This window comes from Roseibium sp. TrichSKD4 (genome assembly GCF_000148725.1).
In the GTDB taxonomy this organism is placed as follows: Bacteria; Pseudomonadota; Alphaproteobacteria; order Rhizobiales; family Stappiaceae; genus Roseibium.
In genome coordinates this window covers 14906-20393 of the sequence record NZ_GL476308.1, presented here as the reverse complement: position 1 = coordinate 20393, position 5488 = coordinate 14906, and the positions used below count along the sequence as shown (strand labels likewise).

Sequence of the window (5488 nt, the reverse complement as noted above, 5' to 3'; positions counted from 1 at the left end):
CGGAGTATATTAGGTCAGACAACGGACCAGAATTTATCGCTCAGAAGTGCGGGACTGGATCGCAGCAGTCGGGGCGAAAACGGCTATATCGAGCCCGGATCACCCTGGGAAAACGGATACTGTGAAAGCTTCAACGCTCGGTTCCGGGACGAACTCTTGATGGCGAGTTGTTCTACACCCTGCGGGAAGCTCAAATCCTGATCGAACAATGGCGCATTCACTACAACACGGTCAGGCCGCATAGCTCATTGGGCTATCGTCCGCCCGCGCCCGAAAGCATCGTGCCAATGGACCAGAGGCCCACGATGCACTAACAATTAAACCGGACCACTCAATGGGGGCACGACAAAGTGTTCGACCAAAAATTGACTTGATCGAGTTATTAGCATGCCTTAGTGAAGGCGCGCAGGTCCTTCATAAATTAATTTACATTCTTCTGCAGCCCACCAGCTTAGCGCTCTAAATTGCACGTTAGGAATGCGTAATGACACCAATGTCCGCTTCGAAATCGGAATGTGAGACATTCGACAGTGAGCTCAACGACTATCAGGAAACTCGTCAAAAGTTCTGGGACACCAACTGGGATAGCAGAAAGACTTTTAGTCGTTATTACCATGCTCGTATGCACACAGTATATCGCAACGTCATTCTCGAAGGCACTTCAGTTCTCGAAATTGGTTGCGGCACCGGAAGCGTATTGGCTGCAAGCAAGCCGTCTATAGGCGTTGGCTTAGATTTTTCTGTTTCAGTTATTGAACAAGCGAAGAAGCAACACCCCCATCTTGAATTTGTTCTGGCGGACGCGCACGGATTTGACTTGGGAAATCGTAAATTTGACTACATTATTCTGTCCGACCTTGTGAACGAATTGTGGGACGTTCAGACGGTGCTCGAAGGCTTAAGGCCGTATTGCAAGCCAGAGACTAGGGTGATTATTAATTTCTTCAGCCACCTCTGGAATCCACCTTTACGCGCAGTGAGGGCTATGGGTCTTGCTACCCCTCAGCTCCCGCAGAATTGGCTGACAGTTCATGATATGCGAAACCTGCTCGAGCTCTCCGGTTTTCAGCCTTTACGAAATTGGACGGAAGTAATTGTACCAACTTGGATACCATTGTTATCCGACTTTGCTAACCGCTATCTGGCCAAGATAGTGCCATTTCGATGGCTGTCTCTGACACATCTGATGGTGGCCCGCCCGGTACCAAAACCCTTGCAAGTCAATCCAACTGTTTCGGTCATCGTGGCGGCGCGTAACGAATCTGGTCATATTGAAGAACTTATGACACGCATACCAGAAATGGGTGGTGGAACCGAGATAGTCTTCGTAGAAGGAAATTCAACCGACGATACTTATGAAGCAATCGAACGGGCTATTGCCGCCCACCCAGAACGCAATGCGAAGTTGTTTAAACAAAAAGGTAAGGGCAAAGGTGATGCGGTGCGCCTAGGTTTTGAACAAGCCAGTGGCGATATTCTGATGATCCTAGATGCGGATATAACCGTCCCTCCGGAAGATTTGCCGAGGTTTTACGACCTAATCGCTTCGGGTTCGGCTGAATTCGTTAACGGAGTACGTCTCGTCTATCCTATGCAAGAAGAAGCGATGCGCTTCTTCAATCTCATCGGTAATAAGTTCTTTTCGCAAGCCTTTTCCTGGTTGCTCGGTCAACCCATCCGAGACACGTTGTGTGGAACAAAGGTGTTGCGCAAAGCCGACTACAATCGGATAGCCGATAATCGATCCTTCTTTGGGGACTTCGACCCTTTTGGTGATTTCGATCTCCTCTTCGGCGCCGCGCGGCTCAACCTGAAGATTCAAGAAGTTCCAATCCGCTACCGGGCACGGCGGTATGGCGAAACAAACATCAGCCGCTGGCGGCATGGATGGCTACTGCTCAAAATGGTCGCATTCGCTGCGAGGCGGATTAAATTCATCTGAACGCTCGGAACGGAAAATTGGGTATTCTCAACCAGATACTGGCGCACCCCTTGACGCGTGGACTGTCAATAGACGACCCGCAGACAACAGAGTTACGCCGCCAGATTATTGTCGAAAAACCGTTCCTTAAATCGATCTATCATGAGTGGTACGGGCGCATTTTAGAAGCGCTTCCAAACCAAGATCGTGTTCTGGAATTAGGATCGGGCGCAGGCTTCTTCAAAGAGATGCTGCCAAATGCGATAACAAGCGAGGTCTTCCCGGTGGAGGGTGTCGACATAGTCGCTGATGCCTGCAACCTGCAATTTTTAGATGGCGATTTGGACGCGATCGTAATGACCGACGTACTTCATCATATTCCGGGCGTTGATCGGTTTTTTGCCGAAGCATCGCGCTGCCTCCGCCCTGGCGGACGAATCGTTATGATTGAACCATGGCGTACGCCTTGGTCGGAATGGGTTTACAACCATTTACACCATGAACCGTTTGTTCCATCGGCCGATTGGAATATTCCAACCACAGGTCCTCTTTCTGGAGCGAACGGCGCTCTGCCGTGGATCATTTTCTTGCGTGATAAGGAAGAGTTTGGGAGGCAGTATCCAGAGTTGAAGATAACAAATATCGAACCGATTATGCCATTTTCATATATGCTTTCCGGAGGTGTTTCACTACGTTCCTTGATGCCAAATTTTCTCTATAGATCAATACGATTTATAGAAGGCTTGTTGCCCGCCGATCGTTTCGCGATGTTCGCACTCATCGAAGTGGAACGCAGTTGATGATCAGGCGGACACCGCGCGCTTGGTTCAGTATCGTGCTCGGAATTTCCGTTAGCGTTTACTTTCTCTGGATCGCGCTAAGGCAAGTAGACTTTAGCGCCATGCTCGACACTCTGACATCTGCCAATTATAGCTATATCGCAATATCCGCAGCCGCACTTGCAGCAGGAATCGCTCTCCGAGCTTTGCGATGGCACTTGATTGCGGGAGCTCCGCCAGAGACAAAAAAGCACTACTATCACGCCACAACTGCAGGCACTCTTTCCAACATGATATTGCCGGCAAGGGCGGGAGAAGTCGTTCGCATTTTTGCGCTATCGCGGCTCACAGACTTCCCGCTTGCTAATCCCATTGCAAGTGCATTAATCGACCGGCTGATGGATATAGTAGCCATTTTCCTTTGTGCTGGAGTTTTGCTTTTTACCCTTCCAGGGCACGGCGTCTTGGATCAATGGCTAGGCACTATCTTTCTCGTAGGAGCAATAATTACAGTCTCAACCTTTGCAGCTACGGCGGGACTTGGAGTTGTTCAGCGACTTGTTTCCCGAATTGTTGAGCGATGGCTTTCGAATTGGAAAGTACGGCCAGATGTATTTTTTGCTGAACTCCATTTGGAAAGCCGGCGCGTCATGTCCAGTACGATGAGGCTGAGGCTTATATTGGTTGCATTCCTTATTCTAGTCGTAGACTTGCTAGCAGTGGGATTCCAGATTTTTGCTTTTCATCTTAACGCGCCATTACTTGCAATACCTCTACTTTGGATATTCTTGGTAATTGGATCGATGTTGCCGTCAGCGCCGGGCTATATTGGGATTTACCAAACAGCGGCAATTTGGGCCTTGTCCTTCTTTGCAGTCCCTCCATCATCTGCGGTTGCGCTCGCGATTGCGCTCCAGGCTGCTACTTATTTTGTGGCATTCACCATGGCTGGCCCGGGTTTTTGGAAGCTGATCAAATCGTCGCTCGCGGCACAAAAGGCAAGCCAAGCATGATTATCCGAGGCATTATCCAATTGCTCAGCGCATTCAAAACAACCATTCGTACGCGTAGTCTCGGTCTTCTTTTGTGGGCTGTTTTTGGCTCTTCGGCCGCAGTAATACTGTTTCAACTATTCTTGACTGTTTTCCCGTTGGAAAGGACAGAATATTTTGTTGGTCCCTTTGCATCGGAAGAAGCCCCATCCAACGCGTTAACGGTTCAACTGAACCCGGAAGGTGAGCTTCGATACCTCTTTGTAACTGATGGAGACACGTCCAAAAACCCGTATAAATCCAATGCCCGGATCTCCGCCAACGCATTGCCACTTGGTCCGGCCCACGTTATTCACGAAACTATTCGATCTGGTAATGCCGCTCAAGGGTCGTTCAGTCACTGGCACGATAGTGTCCTGTTTTCGCTCCCAAATGAACTTGCCAATGGTTCAAATGTAACACTCGAAATTACATACCAACTTATACTTCGTGGAATCTTGATAGACTTAGCACAGGTTTTACTCTTTGTTTCCGCTGTGTTACAAGGCCTAAGGTATTGGCTTTATTCGCGCGCGCTATTGACTAAGCGAGCTGATCGCGCCCATTTTTGGTTCACTAAGCTGACCTGCGTGTTTATCGGTTTTCTCATGCTCACAGTTTTTGTTTACTTGGTGAGTATCGTTATCGGCTGGGCTCAGGGCTGGGCCTTGCCAACCACTGCCGCGTTTAGCCAAATGCCTTGGCTGAGAAGTCTTGCAGAGGCCGACCCCTCTCTCTCACATGCTGTGCTTTTATACGCATCAATTGGTGCCGTATTAGGATGGGTCGCCGTATGCGACCGCAAAAATGAACCTGACTTAGGCGAACGGGAAGCCGATTTAACGAGGCTTTTCAAATGGTTTGGACTTCCAATCATCATCGCTTGGTTTTTGTTTTCGGTTGCTGGAACTTGGGCTGGAATTCCGCGTCCGCAGGACCTCAGCGGGAATGCCATTGCTGGCCTTGTACCGTTTAACGATGCAACAGTGCATTTCACTCAGACGTTCGAACAGGCTATGACTGGGCAATGGAACACCTTCGGGTCACGCCGCCCTCTCGCTGCGGCTTTGAGAGGCGCCGGAATGTTTGTTTCTGGCTATTCAAATGTAGTCTTCATCTTGTTGCAAACTGTGGCAATTGCAACTGCCACTTTCTTCGCTACATACTCGGTTATGTTGTGGCGTGGCCCTTGGGCAGGTCTCACTTTTTTGGGCCTCACCATGATCTCTGTCCGCGCGTATTTGCCAACCAATTTGACCGAGCCACTCGGCATACTTTTTGCCTTGATGAGCATTCCCTATCTCGTACGAGCACTCGCATCGGGCGATTTCGGTGCCAAGGCAACCGCATTTTTGTTCACCAACCTCGCTTTAACTATTCGCATGGGAAACATGTTCGCTATTCCGGCGATAGCACTTTGGATGTTTCTGACTAGTGCTGGAGGATGGCGGGGACGCCTGCGGACCATCGCGGCGATTCTTGGTGTCGTCGTACTGTCATTCTCTATAACCTCCGCGCTCTCAGTGGCTTTTGGCTCCAAATCTGGAGAAGTGGGCTCCAACTTTTCGTACACCTTTTGCGGTTTAACCCACAACGCCGACTGGACAGCTTGTGAGCGTATCTATGCAGATAAACTGGAAGGTTTCGAAGGCGGCGAAGCTGCTGTGGCAGGAGCCCTATATAAGTTTGGGTTTGCCAAATTCTTGAACGATCCTCTTCTGCTGGCTACCCGACTAACCACCAACATGGTTGATATG

General features: G+C 49.6%; 4 protein-coding genes and 1 pseudogene. All 5 read left to right on the top strand.

Features of this window, described 5'->3' with window-relative positions:
- Window positions 1–314, top strand: a pseudogene (locus TRICHSKD4_RS29065) (integrase core domain-containing protein); the annotation flags it as partial.
- Between the two features lie 170 nt (window positions 315–484).
- Window positions 485–1942 (top strand): bifunctional class I SAM-dependent methyltransferase/glycosyltransferase family 2 protein, encoded by a 1458-nt coding sequence (locus tag TRICHSKD4_RS05650; RefSeq protein WP_009466503.1) that lies wholly within the window; start codon window positions 485–487, stop codon window positions 1940–1942.
- A gap of 17 nt (window positions 1943–1959) precedes the next feature.
- Window positions 1960–2721: a class I SAM-dependent methyltransferase gene (locus TRICHSKD4_RS05645; protein ID WP_139051986.1), complete on the top strand. Its 762-nt coding sequence runs from the start codon at window positions 1960–1962 to the stop codon at window positions 2719–2721.
- Window positions 2721–3713, top strand: a complete 993-nt coding sequence (locus TRICHSKD4_RS05640) for a lysylphosphatidylglycerol synthase transmembrane domain-containing protein (protein ID WP_009466501.1) — start codon at window positions 2721–2723, stop codon at window positions 3711–3713. Before TRICHSKD4_RS05645 ends, TRICHSKD4_RS05640 begins: the two co-directional genes overlap by 1 nt.
- Window positions 3662–5488 (top strand): hypothetical protein (locus TRICHSKD4_RS30635; RefSeq protein ID WP_040616404.1); only part of this gene is annotated, 1827 nt, incomplete at its 3' end. The genes TRICHSKD4_RS05640 and TRICHSKD4_RS30635, both read left to right, overlap by 52 nt.

Coding starts and splice junctions, on each gene's coding strand:
- TRICHSKD4_RS05650 (WP_009466503.1), top strand. CDS start 485: ATGACACCAATGTCCGCTTCGAAATCGGAATGTGAGACATTCGACAGT.
- TRICHSKD4_RS05640 (WP_009466501.1), top strand. CDS start 2,721: ATGATCAGGCGGACACCGCGCGCTTGGTTCAGTATCGTGCTCGGAATT.